Annotated in this window: 19 protein-coding genes; 7 read left to right on the top strand and 12 right to left on the bottom strand. The window is 46.5% G+C overall.

From position 1 onward, the window contains the following. Window positions 1-90: 90 nt before the first annotated feature. The 4 genes from L0992_00560 to cysQ all read left to right on the top strand — a co-directional run bounded on the left by L0992_00560 (window position 91) and on the right by cysQ (window position 3,210). Entirely contained in the window at window positions 91-804 is a 714-nt protein-coding gene (locus tag L0992_00560) for a ComF family protein (GenBank protein ID XGB68658.1), read from the top strand. Window positions 805-913: 109 nt separating this feature from the next. Beyond that, on the top strand, window positions 914-1,498 hold the full coding sequence (gene nfuA / locus L0992_00555) for a Fe-S biogenesis protein NfuA (protein ID XGB67259.1): 585 nt from the start codon (window positions 914-916) through the stop codon (window positions 1,496-1,498). Window positions 1,499-1,796: 298 nt separating this feature from the next. Further along, the gene (gene nudE, locus L0992_00550; protein ID XGB67258.1) at window positions 1,797-2,348 is read left to right on the top strand and encodes an ADP compounds hydrolase NudE; all 552 of its coding nucleotides are present in this window, start codon (window positions 1,797-1,799) and stop codon (window positions 2,346-2,348) included. Window positions 2,349-2,382: 34 nt separating this feature from the next. Continuing rightward, entirely contained in the window at window positions 2,383-3,210 is an 828-nt protein-coding gene (cysQ, locus tag L0992_00545; protein ID XGB67257.1) for a 3'(2'),5'-bisphosphate nucleotidase CysQ, read from the top strand. Window positions 3,211-3,331: 121 nt separating this feature from the next. On the opposite strand, the gene L0992_00540 is transcribed toward cysQ, so the two are convergent. The 12 genes from L0992_00540 to gspC form a co-directional block, all read right to left on the bottom strand. Then, window positions 3,332-4,111 (bottom strand): type II secretion system protein N, encoded by a 780-nt coding sequence (locus L0992_00540; protein XGB67256.1) that lies wholly within the window; start codon window positions 4,109-4,111, stop codon window positions 3,332-3,334. 1 nt (window position 4,112) lies between these two features. Next, window positions 4,113-4,601 carry a type II secretion system protein M gene (locus L0992_00535; protein XGB67255.1) on the bottom strand — a complete coding sequence of 163 codons (489 nt, stop codon included), beginning with the start codon at window positions 4,599-4,601 and terminating at the stop codon, window positions 4,113-4,115. A 20-nt stretch (window positions 4,602-4,621) separates the two neighbouring features. Then, window positions 4,622-5,851, bottom strand: coding sequence for a type II secretion system protein GspL (gene gspL, locus L0992_00530; protein ID XGB67254.1), 1,230 nt, complete (start codon window positions 5,849-5,851; stop codon window positions 4,622-4,624). Next, window positions 5,820-6,869, bottom strand: a complete 1,050-nt coding sequence (gene gspK / locus L0992_00525) for a type II secretion system minor pseudopilin GspK (protein ID XGB67253.1) — start codon at window positions 6,867-6,869, stop codon at window positions 5,820-5,822. Before gspK ends, gspL begins: the two co-directional genes overlap by 32 nt. Beyond that, a complete protein-coding gene (gspJ, locus tag L0992_00520) occupies window positions 6,853-7,602 on the bottom strand; it encodes a type II secretion system minor pseudopilin GspJ (GenBank protein ID XGB67252.1) in 750 nt (249 codons plus the stop codon). The genes gspK and gspJ overlap by 17 nt, the downstream gene beginning before the upstream one ends. Continuing rightward, window positions 7,589-8,005, bottom strand: a complete 417-nt coding sequence (gene gspI, locus L0992_00515) for a type II secretion system minor pseudopilin GspI (GenBank protein ID XGB67251.1) — start codon at window positions 8,003-8,005, stop codon at window positions 7,589-7,591. Before gspI ends, gspJ begins: the two co-directional genes overlap by 14 nt. Then, window positions 7,992-8,585 carry a type II secretion system minor pseudopilin GspH gene (gspH, locus tag L0992_00510; GenBank protein ID XGB67250.1) on the bottom strand — a complete coding sequence of 198 codons (594 nt, stop codon included), beginning with the start codon at window positions 8,583-8,585 and terminating at the stop codon, window positions 7,992-7,994. The genes gspI and gspH overlap by 14 nt, the downstream gene beginning before the upstream one ends. A gap of 78 nt (window positions 8,586-8,663) precedes the next feature. Further along, window positions 8,664-9,107 carry a type II secretion system major pseudopilin GspG gene (gene gspG / locus L0992_00505; protein ID XGB67249.1) on the bottom strand — a complete coding sequence of 148 codons (444 nt, stop codon included), beginning with the start codon at window positions 9,105-9,107 and terminating at the stop codon, window positions 8,664-8,666. 88 nt (window positions 9,108-9,195) lie between these two features. Then, window positions 9,196-10,416: a type II secretion system inner membrane protein GspF gene (gspF, locus tag L0992_00500; GenBank protein XGB67248.1), complete on the bottom strand. Its 1,221-nt coding sequence runs from the start codon at window positions 10,414-10,416 to the stop codon at window positions 9,196-9,198. A 1-nt stretch (window position 10,417) separates the two neighbouring features. Next, window positions 10,418-11,920 (bottom strand): type II secretion system ATPase GspE, encoded by a 1,503-nt coding sequence (gspE, locus tag L0992_00495; GenBank protein XGB67247.1) that lies wholly within the window; start codon window positions 11,918-11,920, stop codon window positions 10,418-10,420. After that, complete coding sequence (gspD, locus tag L0992_00490; protein ID XGB67246.1) at window positions 11,920-13,944, bottom strand: type II secretion system secretin GspD; 2,025 nt, start codon at window positions 13,942-13,944, stop codon at window positions 11,920-11,922. The genes gspE and gspD overlap by 1 nt, the downstream gene beginning before the upstream one ends. A 41-nt stretch (window positions 13,945-13,985) precedes the next feature. Continuing rightward, window positions 13,986-14,909, bottom strand: a complete 924-nt coding sequence (gspC, locus tag L0992_00485; GenBank protein ID XGB67245.1) for a type II secretion system protein GspC — start codon at window positions 14,907-14,909, stop codon at window positions 13,986-13,988. A 288-nt stretch (window positions 14,910-15,197) separates the two neighbouring features. On the opposite strand from gspC, the gene hslR reads away from it, so the two are divergent. The 3 genes from hslR to pckA all read left to right on the top strand — a co-directional run bounded on the left by hslR (window position 15,198) and on the right by pckA (window position 18,459). Beyond that, window positions 15,198-15,584, top strand: coding sequence for a ribosome-associated heat shock protein Hsp15 (gene hslR, locus L0992_00480; protein XGB67244.1), 387 nt, complete (start codon window positions 15,198-15,200; stop codon window positions 15,582-15,584). 18 nt (window positions 15,585-15,602) lie between these two features. Continuing rightward, complete coding sequence (hslO, locus tag L0992_00475) at window positions 15,603-16,496, top strand: Hsp33 family molecular chaperone HslO (GenBank protein XGB67243.1); 894 nt, start codon at window positions 15,603-15,605, stop codon at window positions 16,494-16,496. 337 nt (window positions 16,497-16,833) lie between these two features. Beyond that, window positions 16,834-18,459 carry a phosphoenolpyruvate carboxykinase (ATP) gene (pckA, locus tag L0992_00470; GenBank protein XGB67242.1) on the top strand — a complete coding sequence of 542 codons (1,626 nt, stop codon included), beginning with the start codon at window positions 16,834-16,836 and terminating at the stop codon, window positions 18,457-18,459. Window positions 18,460-18,461 lie beyond the last annotated feature (2 nt).

Raw genomic sequence — 18,461 nt, 5'->3', positions numbered from 1 at the left:
CAATATTCCCTACTTTTTCCATCAGCGATAATGCGCGCTTTTCAGTATGGTGAGCAAAAGAAACACCATAACCCAAAAGCATCGCGAGCTATGTTATCCGATTGGCTACAAAAACACACACCACGTCTGGTCACACCTCAATGTCACCTGTGTAAGCTAGATAAATGTCCTAGTGATACACATCCTCGATGGTGCAATTCTTGTCTCAAACTCTTTGAGCCAGTACCTCGCTGCCAACGATGTGGCTTAAAAACCGTCACCACTGTTGAGCAGTGTGGTGAGTGTTTATCAAAGCCACCACCTTGGCATCGCCTCTATTGTGTCGGCGATTACACCTTTCCAACCGCTGGTTATATTCAACAAATGAAGTACGCGGATAAGTTCTGGTTTGCTCGCGACTTGTCGAAACTATTAGCGTCACGGATTGAAGAGCCCGCGTCGTTACTCACGAGTGTCCCACTGCATTGGCAAAGGTACATTTATCGTGGCTTTAATCAGAGTCAGTTATTGGCGCGTTACACTGCTCACGAGCTCAACATCAAAAATGCCGTTTTATTTAGACGAACCCGCTCAACCACTTCGCAACAAGGGCTCACTAAGTCGGCAAGAAAAAGTAATCTGAAAGGCGCTTTCGTTCTGAAAAATTTAAACTTCTCAGCGACGGATTATTCGCACATCGCGATAATTGATGATGTTGTAACCACAGGCAGTACTGTGTATCAATTATGCCAATTACTACTTGAAGTAGGGGTGAAAAGGATTGATATTTACTGCATCTGCCGCACTCCTGAGCCCTCTGGATAACTGGTGTGAGTCGCTACTTGTACAGCAATCCAACAAAAAAGGGCTGAATTACAAATCTGACAGGAGTAGAATGGCGCTAATAGCCTACAAATTTACTCAGGTATTCGTCGTGTCAAATATTACTATTACAGAAACAGCTCAAACTCATTTTGCCAATCTGCTGTCACAGCAGCCTGAAGGTACAAACATTCGTGTGTTCGTGGTAAACCCAGGTACACAAAACGCTGAGTGTGGTGTTTCTTACTGCCCAACAGATGCGATTGAAGCATCTGACACAGAGCTTAAGTTCGAAGCTTTCTCTGCATACGTAGATGAGCTAAGCCTACCGTTCCTAGATGAAGCTGAAATCGACTTCGTTACAGACAAAATGGGCTCTCAACTAACACTTAAAGCACCTAACGCTAAGATGCGTAAAGTATCAGACGATGCGCCGCTTCTAGAACGTGTTGAATACGCAATTCAAACACAAGTTAACCCACAACTTGCTGGTCACGGCGGTCATGTTAGCTTGGTAGAAATCACTGAAGACGGTGCTGCTATCGTAGCATTCGGCGGTGGTTGTAACGGTTGTTCTATGGTTGATGTGACTCTAAAAGAAGGCATCGAGAAAGAACTTCTTCAACAATTCGAAGGTGAACTGACTGCTGTTCGTGATGCAACTGAGCACGATCGTGGTGAGCACTCTTACTACTAATCACTGATTTAGTGTTAGTCGTTATTTGAAAGGTTGATGCGCAAGCATCAACCTTTTTTGTTTTCGGGCTGAGCATACACACTCTAATCCAGGCTTCCTATGCTCTTGTATTCCTTATGCTCCTTACTCATATTCTCGCCTCGTTACCATCTTGAGTAAGGTATTCAAGTGATCGCAATCGGTTCCTGCTTCAATAATTCTCGGATATGAAAACTCGGATCTAGGAACTCAACGTCATTTCCCCTATATTAGAATGACTTTATAAGAAAGAATTCCAATGAGCTAAGGAGCGAGCGCAATGACAAAAAGGACCAAGCCAGAAATTTTGGCTCAGCAAACTGTCGCTCAATCAAAACTATTCTCTATCGAGTCTCTCGACTTACGCTTTTCAAACGGTGAAGAGCGCACTTACGAACGCATGAAGCCCAGCGGGCGCAACGCAGTAATGATGGTTCCGATTACTGAACAGGGCGATATTCTATTAGTGCGTGAATACGCAGCGGGTACTGAACGCTATGAGCTCGGCTTTCCGAAAGGACTGATTGATCCAGGCGAACACCCGAGTGAAGCCGCAGTTCGTGAACTCAAAGAAGAGATTGGCTTTGGTGCCAACAAACTCACTCCACTAAAGGAAGTGATCCTCGCTCCCTCTTACTTTTCTAGCAAAATGACGCTGTTTATCGCAGAAGACCTCTACCCAGAGAAGCTAGAAGGTGATGAACCTGAACCACTGGACATTGTGCGCTGGCCACTTGCTCAAGCCGAAGAGCTATTAACGCATCTCGACTTCTGTGAGGCTCGCAGTATTACCGCCCTACTATTGACCCTTCGATCACTCAATAATAATTAAAGCCAAAGCGCACTCGAAGAGTAAGAGAATATTTATGCCAACAACAAAAGATTTGTCTCATCTCCTACCCTCTGTGATTGAGGTTGCTCGCTCTGCAGGCCAACTCATCTTAGAGATCTACGAAAAGAAAGATTACGAAGAGTTCACCAAGAGTGACGACACACCAGTCACCAGTGCCGATCTGGCAGCGCATAAGCTGATCTCGAAAAAGCTCAGTGAGCTAACCCCAGATATCCCGGTGTTATCTGAAGAAGCCGCTGACATTAGCCTAGAAAAGCGCGCGCAATGGGATCGTTACTGGTTAGTTGACCCATTAGATGGAACACAGGAGTTCATCGCAAGAAGTGGTGATTTCGCGACAATTATCGCCCTAATCGAACATAACAAACCGGTAATGGGTGTGGTGTATGCGCCTGTTTCTGGTGTGAGCTATTACGCTTACAGTGGCAAAGGGGCTTGGAAGATCCCAGACCTTAATGACAGCGTTAAAATTAAAACGCACCGTCACGAGCTGCCAAACCAATCCATCGCAATGGCGATAAGCCGCCGCCAAGACATAAACCGTATCACAAGCCGCATGAGCTCGGCTTGGAACTATGACTTGGTGCCTCTTGGCTCTGCCGCACTCAAAGCCTGTTTAGTCGCGGAAGGCGCTGTGGATTGTTATCTGCGCCTCGGACCTACTGGCGAGTGGGATACCGCAGCAACCCAGTGCATTGTTGAGGAAGCTGGCGGTCGTATCTTGAGTACTCAACTAGAACCGCTCTCTTACAACGAAAGAGAGACCCTTGAGAACCCGAACTTCATCGTGCTTGGTGACGCGGACTTACCTTGGGCAGAGATCTTACAGGGTAAAGACTAAAGCCACTTAGTCTCATAACAATCTGATTATCCAAATAAAATGGGCACCTCAATGAGGTGCCCATTTTTTATATCTTGCTCTCGGATAACTAGCGGATACGAGATCAAAAGAAGCTATCTGACTAAAAACGCCCTTGATAGCTAAACTGGTACTTACCTTGGCTATCTGGGTTGCTTAGCCACTTAAGCTGACTCTGCATGGCTGGCGGGAATTCTGCGCCCGGTTTAAACCATGCCGCTGAGGTGTAGCTTTGATTTGGCGTAACGCTCGCCGAAAACTCGCTATCCACTTGGTCACTCTTCTGAGTACCTTTGGCAGCAATAGTATTGTCTTCACAAGTTATGTCGGCAATTACAGGACCTAGGTCTAATGAACCCACCGGAGAGTCAACGGCAGCACCAGACCAAGCAAGCGTACCTTCGCCCGATTGGCACCAAGGCTGAGTATGAACCGCATGTTTGATCGTCAGTTCTACTTGTCCACCAATCGAAACCGGCACTGGAATGGTTGGGGCATATTTCATCACATTAGCAGCGGGCATTGATGCCACTAAGTTTTCCGCATACGCACCATTCATGCTGTACCCAACACGCCCTTTTCCTGACAAGTTCATGTCGCTATTACGACCAAAACGAACCGCTAGCTCAGCTTTGGCTTGGAACAGTTTAGAGAACTGGAAGTCCCACTGTACTGAACCGTAATTAACACGCTGCCACACGACGTTATTGGCGCGACCTTGCCAAACAGTCCCTTCAACGCCTTCAATGTTCAAACCACGAACAACAGGTGCATGCTTAAGAGCAAACGAGGCCGGTAAGTGCAGCAACAAGCTAACCGAGAAAAAGACAATAAAGATGCCACCAAAGAGCAAACCTAACTTCAAAGATAAACCGCGTTTCACATTAACCTCGTTTAAACTGTAGTCGGTTGACGTCAATAACCCCGGGGCTATCAGAACGATCAATGTCCATGAACTCAACCTCAACACCCTGCTTTTCTTTCAGGTATGTTAGCCAATCTACGAACTGATTAAAGGGTACAGGTTTCACCCATACTTGCAGCATCTCGCCACGTGGTTGCACGCGAATCAACTCAATCTTAAAACGACGCATAGAAGCAGGCACAGATTGATTCAAAGGCTGACTAGCACTGATGCCACCACTGCCTCGTAGTTCAACCACTTCATTGGCTTTATTGGTTACCCAAGCCAGCAGTTGCTTCTCACTCTGAATTCGGCTTTGCGCGAGTTCAGCTCGCTGACTGAGTGGTTGTATTAGCCCCCAATAAACCACACCTACCACCAATAAAATTGAGCAGCCGACAACTAATCGCTGCTCCCTTTGACTTATTGAAGTCCACCACGCTTGGAGTGGCTCAATCATATTTCTCATCACTGAACTCCTTACGCAGGTTACTGACGGGGTTTAAGAGTAAAGCTGCCAAACACAGCATCACCATTACGATTCAATGGCCCTTGCTCAACGGTAAACTTCTCTTCGAGCTTCACTCTCGCGGTCTCAAAATGTTGGAAGTCAGAGCTTTTAGCCTGTAGTCGAACCTCAGAACGGTTGCCATCGTAGCGAATACTTTCGACTTCAATCGATTTCACCTGCCCTAAAGTCTCTGGCAACAAGGCTAGCCATCCCAGTAAGGAATCACCATCGCCTGAACCGCCATACTTCTTGGCTTCATCGTTCATCTGACGCTTAAGGTAGCTCACAGTTGGAATACGCTGTTTACCTGGCAATACCGTTCTAAAGATGCGCTCACTTTCCATTCTGTAAGCTTCGGCTTGCGCTTCATACTGTTGAACCTTCAACACTTGTTGAGTCACAATCACGGCCACCAGCAAACAAGCCGCAATCGCCACTTTCTGCCAAACGCGCCAATATTTACTGAATGAAGATTTGGTTTTAAAGGTGCCAGTCAGTAAATTTACGCTGCTTGTGATCGCTTGTTGACTCAGTAAAGACATCACCAACTCAGCAGGCTTAGCTTGCCACTCCACTCCACTTTGCTGCTGAACGTCGTCGCTCGGCATTGAGGTGTAACTGAAGATCGTCGCAGGCTTTTCTTCGTCATCAACGACAACCCAATCACTTTGCAAAAACATTGGGAGCCATGCTTCACTGATTGATACTGCTTGATAGTTGCCTTGGCGCAATAGCCAATGCTGGTCTATCTGCAACGCACTGATGCCTTGCTCTTCCAAAGGAACAGCTAGCGTGTCTGGTAATACCTTACGGAAGACAATATTAGCTTCGCGGAACTGCTCTAACGCTTGTTTTAGCCATTCACGTTCAACACCACACACGGTCGCATGAGTGGCGTCTTTATCTAAAATAGTCAGGTGTAAGTCTTCGATATCTTGTGCGACTTCGTCTTCTAACAAAAACGGCAGCATAGAATCGAACTGGCGAGCAGCACCTTTCGGGATCTCAACACGCTTAATTAAGCATTCATTTCCCGGCAATAAAGCGATACAGCTGCGCTTTTCAGCGTAAGGCGTTAACTCATCAAGCTGTTCCCAGCTAGACAGTTCGCCACTTGCTATCACTTCTTGTTGGCTTGTCGACCAAACTAACCACTGCACAGGGCTTTGTGGTTCGCTACTCAGTCGAACGGTCAGAAACTCGCTCACTGATTCCTCCAAAACGACGGCGTACTACCGTCACTGTTTCTCGATTACTACTATAGAAAAGCGTCCGTATACGTACACGTGACTGCTCAACTAATACCTCTGCATCTAGCTCAAAATAGGCGCTATCTACAGTTAAATATGCTTTGGCTTTTTTGCTAACTTCGCTACTGACACCAGCAATGGCAGACTCTTGCATAAAAGCATCCACCGTATCCCAACCATCAAATGGACGTTTGTCTATCAGCTGTTTCGCATCCGATTCACTTAAGCCCGGAGCAAACATCGCTTCCAATAGAGGCGCTTGTTTTTCCGTTAATGTATTCACGTTCAAGCGGAAATCATCGCTCGGTAGAGCACAAACAAATGGGCGAACCTTATTCATCACCTCACCCGTGACTTGATAAACAGCTCGTAGCTCTGATTCGTCAGCCATTAGGCCATTAGCTGCCAAATAAGATGGCTTCATCGCCTCATAGGTACTGTCTTCCACGCCAGCTGAAGAGGTCGCTCGAGTATCGCTATCAACAAACTCCCAGCTTGAATGCGCGATAACCTCAGCCTGATAAGGCTCGACGTCTTGGTTTTCCAATAAGGTCTGCCAAACTGTCACTAAATAAGGTGTCTGGTTGCTTGAAGTCGTCGCAACGCCAGCTAGCGCATTGAGATTAAAACACGCCTGAGCATCAACGATGCGTCCCTTAACTTGGCCATAATCGAGTGGGTACACTTGTTCTTCTAACGCCCACGGTTGGCTTAAGTTTACGGTATCACTGTCTTTGTAGCTTTGCCTAATACCATCTTGCACAAGCGCTTCTACGCCAATGCTGTACCAATAGGCCTGTTGGTAGTTAAGCTGGTTACCAACGCGTTTAAACTGAGTAAACAGACGCTCAGACATACTGCCAGCAATGGTTGCCATGATCGCCAGTAGCATCAAAATAATGATCAGCGCGACACCACGTTGTTTGCGGCCAAAAGCCGAACTTGTCGCTACAAGTTTGTTAGGTCGATGAGTCATTATTCCCCTCACTACCACCTGAAGAGTCACTGCTTGAAGAATCATCAGCCTGATCTAGGGTCCCACCGGGAGTAAGATAAACACGTTCTATCTCACCATAATCTTTCAGTGTCAGCTTGAGTCTCACCGCTTTAGGCAGTGATTTGTCGGTTTGCCACTCTTTGCCCCAGCGACTCCCATCATAAAACTCGATTTCAAAGCCTTCTACATCATCAAGCAGCGGAGTAATCACTCCTTCTTGGCCTGCAGGGGTATCTGGATAACGCCACCATACACGCTCAAGCGTTTCTTCTTTGATGCGGTAGCCAACCTTGGTGACTTCTCCGCGAGGAAACTGCTGTTGTGGGTTATGCCAACCAAGGCGAGTAAACATGATGCCAACACTGTCGGAATCCAGTAGATACTCTTTCATTAGTATCAGCTTAGATGATGCTTCTTCACCATTGGTACGAAATTGTCGTACTGCCATCTGGCGAAAATCATTATCTAAAATGACCAAACTACGTTGCAGTTGATTCAAACGGGCACTGCGCTCGATTGATAGCTCGTTACTTCGTTGAACTTGATTTACGACCTGATAAGCCGCCATGCTCAATGTGGCAAAGATAGCGATCGAGACCAAGACTTCAATTAAGGTAAAGCCTCTCCCTTTTGAAGATAGACCTTGTTTACGAGGCACACGTTTATTAAAGGACACGCTCTTAGTTGACCACACGCTTTTAGTTAACCACATAGCTTCGCACCGTAACGACTGGGGACGCTTGCTTACTGGTTGCAGCACTCACATCAAACGCCTTTAATAAATCATCGCTGGTATCAATCGGTGTCACCTTCCAGAACCACTCTCTTCCCGCTAGCTCTTGCGTACCCTGCGTTTTTTTGAGTTTCTCAGGATGCAGCATCACCAAGGCCATTTGATTATCGACAACCATAGCGGCGAAGGTTTTTTCTTCGAGATAACTGAGTGTGTTGATGTGCTGGGTTACAGCACGAATCACACTGATCGCTGCGGTAGCGAAAATAGCGAGTGCAACCAACACCTCAAGCAAAGTCATTCCTCGAGAACCAAGTGCCATTCTTCGAGAACCAAGGGGCATACCACGAGAGCGATAAGGAGAACGGTTATTCCTCTTCATCTTCTTCTCCTGGTTCAAGTAATCGAATGACACCATTGTCTAACACGCGAATACGCCAACCATCTTGTACTGTGTCACCCGTATTTGGGTAGAAAGAGAGCGTAAAAGGTGTTGTTTCAGCACTCGACAAGATGTAGATCTGCGGTGGCTTCGGCTTCTTTTCCTCTTCAAGATCAGCAAACATATCTTCATCAAATAAGCTTCCCGGATTAAAAAGGCGATCGTCGTCTTCCCAAGCGCCACCGCCGAGAGTCAGCGTCAGTGCAAGGTCTTCTGGTAATTCAGTGGAAGAAGGGATCTTTTCGAACTCAGTTTCTTGCCAACCATCAGACTTCAAAGTCATCAGAACGTAAGTCGATTTCTTTTCATCAACACGAACGCCAAAATCCAAGCCACTTAAAATAGCTTCTTCATTGAGTAGCTGAACTCGTTGATAAAAACTTTGAGCGTATTTTTTGGCAACATCTTTACTATTGGTAGGAATGGTCGCTATCACCGCGACCGCCGTTACTGACAGTAATACCAGCACCAAAAGAATCTCAATCAAGGTGAAACCTGGCTGTGTTTGCTTAGTTTTCACCTTTAGACTCCATCTGTTTACGTCCTACCATCAATAACGAATCAAACAACAATAACGCATCAAGCAACAAGCCGAGGCTTATTGAAAGTCTTGCATGTTCCAGTTGCCAATATCCGCAGCAATACCTTCACCACCTTCTTGGCCATCAGCACCAAGCGTAAAGATATCGATAGTGCCATTATCACCAGGGCTTAGGTATTGGTACTCGTTACCCCATGGGTCGTTTGGTAGACGCTTGATGTAGCCACCGTCACGGTAGTTACGAGGCTCTGGGCTGCTTGGCTTAGAAACCAATGCATCAAGACCTTGATCCGTTGTTGGGTAAACGCTGTTGTCCAGTTTGTACATATCTAGCGCGTTCTCCAGCGCCACGATATCAGTGATGGCTTTTTGTTGGTCAGCCTTCTCTTTGTTACCCAATAGGTTAGGTACAACAAAGCTCGCCAATACGCCAAGGATAACCACAACAACCATCACTTCTAATAGGGTAAAGCCTGATTGTTTCTTCATTTTATTTTTCATTATTTTCTCCAAATTACAGACCGCGAGTTGAAGGTAATGATGTCCTTCTTCTCGATAATCCAAAAACTAACGTCTGATGAGCAATACGTTAACCGCTCATTAAATTGTTCATTTCAAGCATCGGCATCAGAGTCGCCATCACAATGAACAGCACTAAGCCTGCCATCAAAGCGATAAGGGCTGGGGTAAATATGCCTAGGGCGATATTCACGGTCGACTCAAAGCTTTGGTCTTGGTTATCTGCTGCTCTTGTCAGCATCTGTTCCAATTGACCACTCTGCTCACCACTGGCAATCATATGCAGCATCATAGGTGGGAAGAGTTTGGTTTGATCCAAGGCTTTACGCAGGCTCGCCCCTTCTCTGACACTATCCGATGCCCGTAATACTTGTTGCTTCACATGGTGATTCGACATCACGTCAACCGCGACCTTCATCCCTTCAAGGATAGGAATCGCACTCGAGGTACAGATTGAGAGTGTGCGTGCAAAGCGAGAGGTATTGATGCCTTTTGCTATCTTGCCGATCAGCGGAATGCTCAATAATTTGCGGTCCCAACTCATGCGAACGCCCGGCTTTTTCAGCGCGGTCTTAACCAGAACAATCACAGCAATGATTAACAACAGTAATTGGATGCCCCAATTCTGGATAAATTCACTCGATGCTAATAAAAATTGTGTCGATTGAGGTAGCTCTTGGCCCATTTGGATGATCGGCTCTACGATCTTAGGCACTACGGTCGCAAGTAAGAAAGAAACAATCGTCACCGCAAACACCACCAGCACCACTGGGTAGATCATCGCTTGTAGGAGTTTAGAGCGCATCTTCTGACGGTTTTCTGCGTAATCGGCCAATCGCTCCAATACCGCATCCAAGTGCCCCGACTTCTCACCTGCCGCCACCATGGCTCTAAACAGTTCATCGAAGATATGCGGGTAATCAGACAGGCTGTCGGCTAGCGAGTAGCCCTCGGTAACCTTAGAGCGAACCGCCAATAGCATGGTTCGAATACGTGGCTTTTCAGATTGCTCAGCAACGGCCTTCAAGCACTCTTCTAGCGGCATACCCGATTGGACAAGCGTTGATATTTGACGTGTAATCAAGGCAAGATCAGGCGTGCTGATGCCACGCTTAAAGCTGGTCGAAGGCTGTGAACCCTTCGCTGTTTTCGCTTTAGCTTCGGTCATCTCGACCGGCATCAAGCCCTGCTCTTTTAAACGCTGGCGAGCCTGACGAGCGTTATCCGCCTCAATCGAGCCCTTTTTGCTTTTACCTTTAGCATCCAGCGCTTTGTATTCAAATGCCGCCATACTAGACTTCCTTGGTCACGCGCATCACTTCTTCTAGGGAAGTTACCCCTTTCAGAACTTTGCTCAAGCCATCCTCTCGAATACTTGGTGTTGTGCCACGAATTGCTTTCTCAATTGCTTGTTCGCCCGCCTCGCTGTGAATCAGCTCTTGAACCGACTCATCAACCATCAGAAGCTCATGAATACCAGTACGGCCTCGGTAACCTTTATGGCTACAGTGCTCACACCCTTTGGCATGGTAAAGCGTTAGGCTATCTTTCTTCTTCAGTCCAAACAGCTTCTTCTGCTCTTTGTCCGCTTCGTAAGGTTCTTTACAGTCGTTACACAAGGTACGAACTAGGCGCTGTGCCAGAACACCAAGCAGTGAAGAAGAGATAAGGAATGGTTCGATGCCCATATCACGTAGACGCGTAATGGCACCTACCGCGGTATTGGTATGGAGAGTCGACATCACCAAGTGACCCGTCAAAGAGGCTTGAACGGCAATTTCTGCGGTCTCTAAATCACGGATCTCACCAATCATCACAACATCCGGGTCTTGACGAAGAATGGCACGTAAACCACGAGCAAAGGTCATATCAACCTTAGGGTTCACTTGTGTTTGACCAATGCCATCGATATCGAATTCGATTGGGTCTTCAACGGTAAGGATGTTGCGTTCGTTACTGTTTAGCTCTTGCAAGCCTGCGTACAAGGTCGTGGATTTACCCGAACCTGTAGGACCCGTTACCAAGATAATGCCATGCGGGCGCTGAATCAGTTTACGGAAGTTTTCGTGGTTCTCTGCCGTCATACCCAAACTGTGCAAGTCTAGACGAGTCGCGTTCTTATCCAACAGACGCATTACCACGCGTTCACCGTGTGATGAAGGCATGGTAGACACACGAACATCGACCGCTCGACCACCGATACGCAGAGAAATACGACCATCTTGTGGTACGCGTTTTTCCGCAATATCCAGTTTAGCCATAACCTTCACACGTGACACCAACAGCGGGGCCAGTTTACGGCTCGGCGCTAAAACATCACGCAACACACCATCAATACGGAAACGGATAGACAGTGACTTCTCGAAGGTTTCGATGTGAATATCCGAAGCACCTTCTTTGATCGCCTCACCCAACATCGCATTGATTAACTTGATGATTGGCGCATCGTCTTCTGACTCAAGCAGATCTTCATCTTGTGGCAGCTCTTCTGCTAGCGAGAAGAAGTCGTCGTTGTCGGCACCAATGTCTTCCATTAGCTGACGAGCTTCCGACGAGTCACGCTGGTAAGCATCGGTCAGTTTTTTATCAAATTCGTCTGCGCTGATCGCTTGTGGCGTGAAGCCGTTTTTCACAACACGGCTTACTTCAATGATCGCCGCCGATTTCAGAGGCTCTACATAATAAAGTACAGGCGCGCGCTCTGGATGTTGATATTCCAACACCATCTTGTAGCGATTCGCAAAGCTAAACGGCAAGCGCTGATAAGTACTTGCCGCCCCTACCAATTCAGCCATTATTCTGTTTCCATTTGATCGATGAAGGCTTGGATCTCAGCCGGATGATTCATATCGGCACCAAATTTAGGCAATACCGGGATGTTATCGTCATCAAGCAATTTCAAACCTTGCTCTGCCTTATACAGCTGCTCAGCTCGGATAAAGTTGTATTTACGCTGAGTGATACCATCCGCCGTCATGCCATCACGAATGATGGTTGGCTTGATGAATACCATTAGGTTCTTTTTCTCAACCTGAGTACTGGTTGATTTGAACAGGTGCCCAAGCACTGGAATATCACCTAAGAATGGCACCTTAGATTCACTCTCTAATGCGCGCTCGTCAATCAAGCCACCAAGCACCAGCATTTGACCATCTTGAACGATTACTGATGTATTCAATTGACGTTTAGCAAAACGCACATCAACCGCGCCATTCGCGCCCAGTACGTTTGATACTTCTTGTTCAATATTCAGCTGAACAGAATCGCCTTCGTTGATTTGTGGAACAACCTTCAGCTTGATGCCCACTTCTTTACGCTCAACGGTTTGGAATGGATTGTCGTTACTTGAGCCGGCAGTTGAACCTGTTAGAACAGGCACCTCTTCACCCACAATGAATGACGCTTCGCCGTTATCCATTACCGTGATACTTGGAGAAGATAGGATGTTTGAGTTTGAATCGGTTGCTACCGCACTGATCAGTGCAGTCCAGTCACCCATCACCACACTCATAGCCGCACCATTAACACCAGAAAGTGCTGATGCTAGCGTTGAATAGTCACCCTTTTCAGTAGTCGTCTCATTACGTTGGAAGTTACCATCAGAGTCGTAGACTGCAGTAGTCGTTTCAGTGTCTTTGGCTTCTTCCAGGCCCACCATTACACCACCGATCGATGCGCCTGTGTTGCCGTACTGAATCACAGCACCTGTATCAAGGTTACCCCATTGCACACCAAGGTTGATGCCGTCACCTTCAGCCATTTCGACAATCAAGGCTTCAATCAATACTTGAGCACGACGAATATCCAGTTGTGCGATCACGTCTTGCAAGGCATTCATGATGTCTGGCTGTGCAGTAATAACCAAAGAGTTGGTATCACTATGAGCTGAGATCATTACTTGGTTACGTTGCGATGAGCTGCCTTTAGTTGAAGATTGTTTCTCCGACTGTAAGTTGTCCGACACGCCTTTCAGCACATCAACCAGATCTTCTGCTTTTGCGTATTTAAGGTAAATTACCTGGTTGTTACCTTTGGTCGCCATTTCGACATCAAGCTGCTCGATAAGCTTTCTTAATCGGCTACGAACCTTAGGGTCACCTGAAATCAGAATCGCATTGGTACGCTCATCGGCAACCAGTTTAGGTTGAAGGAATGCAGGCGTATTCTTTGCATCTGTGGTTTTGCTTAGAGCGTCAACAATACGCACCATCTCCGCCGCTGATGCATTCTTTAGCTCAACGACTTCAATCTCTTTATCACCCGCTTGGTCAACACGCTTGATGATTTCCGCTAAGCGATTTACTACCGCCGCTCGGCCTGTAATAAGAATGATATTGGCAGGGTCGTAGTGCACAACGTTACCCGCGCCTGCATTGTCATTCAATTGACGAAGTAGAGGTGAAAGCTCACGAACCGACACATTACGCACCGTCACAACTCGTGTCACGACGCTATCGCCGTTGATTGAGTCACGGTCACCAACCACTGGAATTGCCGATGTTTTAGAGTCTTTGGCTTTGATGATCTTCAGAACACCCGAGTCCATTTCAACGACCGCATAGCCGTACACCTCTAAAACGTTCAAGAAGAAGCTGTAATATTGCTCTTCATTAAGGACGTCGTAGCTACGTACATCGATTTTCCCGCGCACCGATGGGTCAACGATGATCGTCTTCTCAAGGTTACGACCAACGATATTAATAAACTCTTGAATATCAGTGCCTTTAAAGCTGGCACTAAAATCACTAGCGATGGCTGCGGGTGTGCAGATTAAGCTTCCTGCCAGTAACCATGCACTTTTCTTAAACCAATGCTTCACGTACTTCTCCTACACTTTCGTCCTTCGTTAGACGCAAAGTTTTAAAATTCAATAAACACTTCATGTTGTTGCCCATCTCGCTCAACGACGAGATTTAGCTCTGTCAGCTCTGAGATGGAACGGAATATGTTGCCCATAACGGCGGGGTCTGTCAGGTCTTGCCCATTTAACTGAGTGGCAATATCTCCGTTTTGGAGCCCAACAGAGTTAAAAAGTTCTGAATCTTTGCCAGGGCTCACACGATAACCAATAACACTATCATCGCGCTTCACCTGTGACAGGCGAACATATTGGAAGATTTGTTGCGGATCTTTCATTATCTTCGCTTTAATTTCATCCAACTTCTCTTCTGCAGAAGCTGGGTTATTACCACGAACAGATGAAGAAGCGCGAGGTGGCGCAGGGGCTGATACCGCTAAGCGCTTGTACTCAATACCTTCAAGCATCAAGGTCTCATCACGACCTGAGTTATCAATGATCACTCGATCCACTAACACAGCTTTGAGCTTGGCTCGAGTGCCTTCTATCTCTTCGTTAATTCCGTAGGTTGCTTGCGTGCCGCGATTAGCAATCACAGCTAAGCTTAATTTGGGATTCGAACTGGCAACCGCACCCACCAATACCAGATTCAATCGTGTTTTGGGTGCATCTTGGATCACTTGTTGCTCAACCACTGGAGCCGTAGTTGGGTTGTAGGCACCAAAAAGGTTGCTCTTCTGCAAAGATGAAATATCTAAGGTCGATTGAGGTGCAGAAGACGATGAAGCGGTTGCTTTCCAAGGCACGACTGTTTGCTCGGCAGGTTCGATAAACCATGCAAGCTGCCCTAAAATCCATGCAGAAGCTGCAATCAACACACAACACGTAGCTAGGCTCAGTTTCTGCTGAAGTACAAATCCATTCTCTAATAAGCGGCTCAACACAGGAGAATTCCCTACGCTATTTTTGAGCTCTAAAAAGTTCACTTTCCTTGCCCCTTTTCATGACGACAAACGCTGCAAATCATTAAACTTTCAGCTTTTTTATTCATTCGTTCGATACCGAGCTTATTTAAGCATAAGATCCTGAACTATATCATAGCAAATCTATAAATCGGCATAACATGGCTATTTTGTAATATGACTTGAAAAAAATGCCAACCGCCTCCACTTAAAGCTTCTACTTAATGTGATAAGCATCATCAAAAACATGTTGCGCACTGTTCATTACAGTTAAACCGCATTCATTTCTCACTTAATAAGGCACAGCCCTATATGAAAACTGCTAATGAAGCTGTCAGACTCGATAAATGGTTGTGGGCAGCACGCTTTTACAAAACCCGGTCGATTGCTCGCAACATGGTCGATGGTGGCAAAGTCCACTATAATGGTCAGCGCAGCAAGCCAAGTAAAATTGTCGAACTTGGGGCGGTAATTACACTGCGTCAAGGTAACGAAGAAAAGACGGTGACTATCGAGAAAATCTCAGCCCATCGCGGTGGAGCTCCGATCGCTCAAACCCTCTATGAAGAAACTACCGAGAGCTTGGCAAAAAGAGAAGAGTTTGCAAAACAGCGCAAACTGAATGCTCATAACCCAGCTCCAGAGCGTCGCCCTGATAAGAAGCAACGTCGTGACATCATCAAGTTCAAGCATCAATAAGCTAGAAGGAATAGCCAAATGGCAGACCCAATGTCTACAAGTAATGTTTTAAATCGCTACCTATTTGAAGATCTATCAGTACGTGGTGAATTGGTACAAATGGATGAAGCGTACCAACAGATTATTTCTAGCAAGGAATACCCAGCACCCGTGCAAAAACTACTGGGTGAGCTATTGGTTTCAACAACGCTACTGACTGCGACCCTAAAGTTTGAAGGTTCGATCACTATGCAATTGCAAGGTGACGGCCCAGTATCTCTAGCAGTTATTAATGGCGATCACGATCAGAAGATTCGTGGAGTTGCTCGCTTTGAAGGCGATATCGCTGACGACGCTGGTCTGCACGACCTTATGGGTAAAGGCCACCTAGTGATCACTATCGATCCTAAGAAAGGTGAGCGTTACCAAGGTATCGTTGGTCTTGAAGGTGACACGCTGGCACAAGTACTTGAAGGCTACTTCGCTAACTCTGAACAGCTTAAGACTCGTCTATGGCTACGTACTGGCGAGCACGAAGGTAAAGCACACGCTGCTGGTATGTTGCTACAAGTTATGCCTGACGGCACTGGCACACCAGACGACTTCGAGCACCTAGAGCAGTTAACAGACACAGTGAAAAACGAAGAGCTATTCACTCTAGAAGCGAACGAACTGCTTTACCGTTTGTACAACCAAGAAAAAGTACAGCTATTCACACCACAACCGGTTGAGTTCTTCTGTGGTTGTTCTCGTGATCGCAGCGCGGCGGCTATCATTACCGTTGCTCAAGAAGAGATCTACGACATCCTAAGCACCGAAGGTAGCGTTGCTCTGCACTGTGATTACTGTGGCACAAACTACTCGTTCGACAAGAACGATGTTGATGCTTTGTACGCAGAAGCAGCAGATAAAGGCAGCAATACGGTTCATTAATTTACGGCGTACCAAAAACACGTAATTTACCCCAAAAAGGTCAGCACTCAGCTGGCCTTTTTTGTGATCAAAATAGCGCAAACTCCTTAACATTTCGTAATAAAATCACCGCTTAATTTTAATCAATTAATAATGTTCTCGCCCCTAGCGCAAAGGTTTGCGTACAGGATAGACTAGTTGGGCCAATATGTGACGAGACGCTTAAAACCCCAAGGTTAATATGGATATTTTTTGAGCTGTATCCCTGTTTCCCCCGAGTCTCGTTGCTAGCATGGTGAGCAGATAACAATAAAAAATTAATACAAAATCCCTACAAAATATCCTACAAGGAGCACCTATGACCGTTATGGAACATACTAAGGCTGCACAAATTGATCTAACTAAGCACGGACTGACTGGCGTTACTGAAGTTCTTCGTAATCCTAGCTACGAGCAGTTATTCGTTGAAGAAACACTGCCAGGTTTGGAAGGCTACGAAAAAGGCGTAGTAACGGAACTAGGCTCTGTTGCGGTTGACACTGGTATCTTTACTGGCCGCTCACCAAAAGATAAGTACATTGTTAAAGATGACACGACCCGCGATACCATGTGGTGGTCAGATCAAGGCAAAAATGACAACAAACCGATTACAACTGAAGTATGGAATGAGCTGAAAGAGCTTGTGACAACTCAGCTATCTGGCAAGCGCCTGTTTGTCATTGACGGTTATTGTGGTGCTAACCCAGATACGCGCTTAAGTGTGCGTATTATCACTGAAGTAGCGTGGCAAGCGCACTTCGTTAAGAACATGTTCATTCGTCCAACAGACGAAGAGCTAGCAACGTTCGAACCAGATTTCGTGGTAATGAACGGTGCTAAAACAACCAACCCTAATTGGGAAAAACAGGGTCTGAACTCTGAAAACTTCGTTGCTTTCAACCTAACAGAGCGCGTTCAAATCATCGGTGGTACTTGGTACGGCGGTGAGATGAAGAAAGGCATGTTCGCAATGATGAACTACCTACTTCCTCTGCAAGGCATCGCTTCAATGCACTGTAGTGCAAACGTAGGCGAGAAAGGGGATGTAGCAATCTTCTTCGGCCTATCCGGTACAGGTAAAACAACCCTATCTACCGATCCTAAGCGTGAGCTAATCGGTGATGATGAGCACGGTTGGGACGACGACGGTATCTTCAACTTTGAAGGTGGCTGTTACGCGAAGACCATTCGTCTATCTAAAGAAGCAGAACCAGAAATCTACAATGCTATCCGCCGTGATGCACTGCTAGAAAACGTAACGGTTCGTGGCGATGGCTCTATTGATTTTGATGACGGTTCTAAAACAGAAAACACTCGTGTTTCTTACCCGATTCACCACATCGACAACATCGTTAAACCAGTATCAAAAGCAGGTCACGCTCAAAAGGTTATCTTCCTGACTGCTGATGCATTTGGTGTGCTACCACCAGTTTCTAAATTGACTCCAGAGCAAACGAAGTACCACTTCCTATCTGGCTTCACAGCGAAGCTAGCCGGTACAGAGCGTGGTATTACTGAACCAACGCCAACGTTCTCTGCGGCATTTGGTGCGGCGTTCCTTACTCTTCACCCAACTCAGTACGCTGAAGTGCTTGTGAAGCGTATGGAAGCAGCTGGCGCTGAAGCTTACCTAGTGAACACAGGTTGGAACGGTACTGGCAAACGTATCTCTATCCAAGATACGCGTGGTATCATCGACGCAATCCTAGATGGCTCTATCGACAAGGCTGATACTAAGGTTATCCCTATGTTCAACCTAGAAGTGCCACTAGCGCTACACGACGTTGACCCAGCGATCCTTGACCCACGCGACACGTACACTGACCCACTACAATGGGAAAGCAAAGCGAAAGATCTAGCAGAACGCTTCATCAACAACTTTGACAAGTACACAGACAACGCTGAAGGTAAGTCACTGGTTGCAGCTGGTCCTCAACTGGACTAATC

Source organism: Vibrio pomeroyi, from assembly GCA_041879425.1.
Classification (GTDB): domain Bacteria; phylum Pseudomonadota; class Gammaproteobacteria; order Enterobacterales; family Vibrionaceae; genus Vibrio; species Vibrio pomeroyi_A.
Note: the sequence above shows the minus strand (reverse complement) of the source record. Positions and strands in the feature narration are given on the sequence as shown.